The 800-nt window shown below is 55.1% G+C and carries 2 protein-coding genes; one reads left to right on the top strand and one right to left on the bottom strand.

The genetic code is table 11. The features are described from left to right. The coding region (locus ACR0LL_RS21225) for an aldehyde dehydrogenase family protein (RefSeq protein WP_480589296.1) at positions 1-570 on the bottom strand (570 nt) is incomplete at its 3' end. Between the two features lie 45 nt (positions 571-615). On the opposite strand from ACR0LL_RS21225, the gene ACR0LL_RS21220 reads away from it, so the two are divergent. After that, positions 616-800 (top strand): helix-turn-helix domain-containing protein (locus ACR0LL_RS21220; protein WP_480589294.1); only part of this gene is annotated, 185 nt, incomplete at its 3' end.

Below are 800 nucleotides of genomic sequence, written 5' to 3'. Positions count from 1 at the left end.
CTTCCACACAACGGCGTTGCCGTAGCACAGAGCGGGTGCGATTTTCCAAGACGCCGTCGCGGTTGGGAAATTCCAAGGGCTGATTATGGCCACGACGCCAACCGCTTCACGGCGGACATCGATCTCGACGCCGGGGCGAACACTGTCTGCATTCTCACCGATCTGACGTAGGCATTCGGCGGCATAATAGGTAAAGAACTGGCCGGCGCGGTATACCTCTCCCTTGCCCTCGGCCAGCGGTTTGCCTTCCTCGCGCGACAACAGCATGCCCAGTTCGTCGGCACGGGCCATGAGCTCATTTCCGATGTTCATCAGAACGGTTTGCTTGCGCTCAGGCAGGTAGGCGGCCCATTCCACCTGTGCTGCGCGCGCCCGATCCAGCGTCGCCGCAAGCTGATCTACACTGGCCTGCGCATAGGTGCCGACTAGATCGCTTAGGTCTGACGGGTTGCGGTTTTCGATCTCGCTTTCGCCCGCCAGCCATTCGCCGGCGATCAGATTCAATTTGGTCACATAAAACCCCGGTGGTAGTTTCTCGATTTTCAGTAGGATGGATTTTGCAGTTGACATCAGTCAAACTAAAATAAATTAACCGAATTTCAGGAAAACTGAAACATGTCCATCAAGATCGAAATGTTGCGGTGCTTTTGCACGGTTGCCCAGACAGGCAACTTGGCAGAAGCCGCTGACCGTCTGGGTCGCACGCAATCTGCCGTGTCGATGACGTTGAAGCAGTTGGAAGATCATCTGGGTAAAAAGCTGTTTGAGGGCGAAAGAAAAACCCATCTTTCGCCTTTGGG

Source organism: Ruegeria sp. AI2, assembly GCF_056541275.1.
This window is presented reverse-complemented; position numbering and strand designations above follow the sequence as displayed.